The organism is Mesorhizobium sp. M7A.F.Ca.US.002.01.1.1 (genome assembly GCF_004022955.1).
Classification (GTDB): domain Bacteria; phylum Pseudomonadota; class Alphaproteobacteria; order Rhizobiales; family Rhizobiaceae; genus Mesorhizobium; species Mesorhizobium ciceri.
This window is the reverse complement of record NZ_RZQE01000815.1, coordinates 1-1,549: the sequence shown is the minus strand read 5'-3', so window position 1 is coordinate 1,549 and position 1,549 is coordinate 1. Positions and strand designations below refer to the sequence as shown.

Below are 1,549 nucleotides of genomic sequence, written 5' to 3'. Positions count from 1 at the left end.
CACCCGGGCACGCCCCTGGTCACATTTCGCTCTGGCGCGAGGAAGACCGCTCGCTGATCGTAGGGGACGCTTTCATCACCACCGGTCAGGAGTCGGTCTATGAGGTCGCCGTCCAGGATCTCGAGATGCACGGTCCGCCGCGCTACTTCACGCCGGACTGGGATGCGGCGGAAAGATCTGTGAAGCGTCTGGCTGCCCTGAACCCTCAGATGGTCATCACTGGACACGGTGCGGCTGCCGCTGGAGTGGGCATGCGTAAAGCTCTTGACAGTCTGGCTGAGCGCTTCACGGTGTTCGCCGTCCCGCCGAAATCAAAATTCGTACGCGAGCCAGCGATGGCTGCAAATAGCTGAGGTAACCGAGCCGCCGTCGTTGTGAATCTGGTCACGTTGGACAACTCCATCTCTCGAGCAGGTAGAGTTCCCCCTCGGGTCGCGCCCATGTCGCCCAAACACTGACAAGCGGAACAATCCCGGGAGGTGCCAGTTAGGCGTCGCACGCTTGGGCGACTTGCGGCCAGCCCCGTCCCGGCTCCACCAGCTTGATGGGGTGATCGACTTAGCTGTGCTCCATCGCCGTGCCGCCGAATGGAGTCTGTGCACGAGCCAGCGAGGAGGAACAAACCTAGGAAGCGCCAGTTAGGTCCTTCGTCCGGCGGAGGGCGGCACCCCGGCCACGCGCCTTGAAGTTGGTTCAGAGGAAGGCTTCAGATGAGAAGTGCCAAGAGCGCGTGCCCCAAGAACGCGTCCTCTCCAGGATTGGTGGCCGAGCAAGTGTTGTTGCCATCCAGCCCCAAGCCGGGGCGGCAACTGCTCTGGATCCCGGCAATCGCATTCTTGCCCGGTTGCGCGGGGGGTGTGCTCGACCCGCAAGGACCCATTGGCTCGGGCAACCGCACGATCCTCTTGAACTCACTGGCGGTGATGCTGGTGATCGTTGTTCCGACGCTTGTTGCGCTCTTGGCCTTCGCATGGAAATTCCGCGCCTCGAACAGCGACGCGCGCTATGACCCGGAGTTCACCTATTCGGGGCGCATCGAGTTGATCGTCTGGTCGATCCCCACGCTCACCATCCTTTTCCTTGGCGGGCTGATCTATTACGGATCGTACCAGCTCGATCCGCGCAAACCGATCCCTTCCGCGCAGCCGCCGCTCGACATCCAGGTGGTGGCGCTCGACTGGAAATGGCTGTTCCTCTATCCCGAGCAGGGCGTGGGCGCTGTCAATCAATTGGTCATCCCCGCCGGCGTTCCAGTTCATTTCAAGCTGACCTCGGCCAGCGTGATGAACACGTTCTTCGTGCCCCAGCTTGGCAGCATGGTCTACGTCATGAACGGCATGCAGACCGAGTTGCATCTGCAGGCCGACCGCGAGGGCAGCTTTTTCGGCCAGTCGGCGCACTTCAGCGGCGACGGCTTCTCGGACATGAACTTCAGCGTGAGCGCGGTTTCAGCCGATGCCTTCACCCGCTGGACGTCGTCGCTGCGTGGCGGCGGCGGCGTGCTCAACGCGAATGCCTACCGCGAGCTCGCCCGGCAAAGCACCAACGT

The 1,549-nt window shown here is 62.4% G+C and carries 2 protein-coding genes; both read left to right on the top strand.

Annotation, left to right across the window (positions count from 1 at the left end; all coding sequences use genetic code 11):
• Positions 1 to 353: MBL fold metallo-hydrolase (locus tag EN932_RS35745; protein ID WP_128369505.1), on the top strand; the 353-nt coding region annotated here is incomplete at its 5' end.
• Between the two features lie 408 nt (positions 354 to 761).
• Positions 762 to 1,549 (top strand): ubiquinol oxidase subunit II (gene cyoA, locus EN932_RS35740; protein WP_245483398.1); only part of this gene is annotated, 788 nt, incomplete at its 3' end.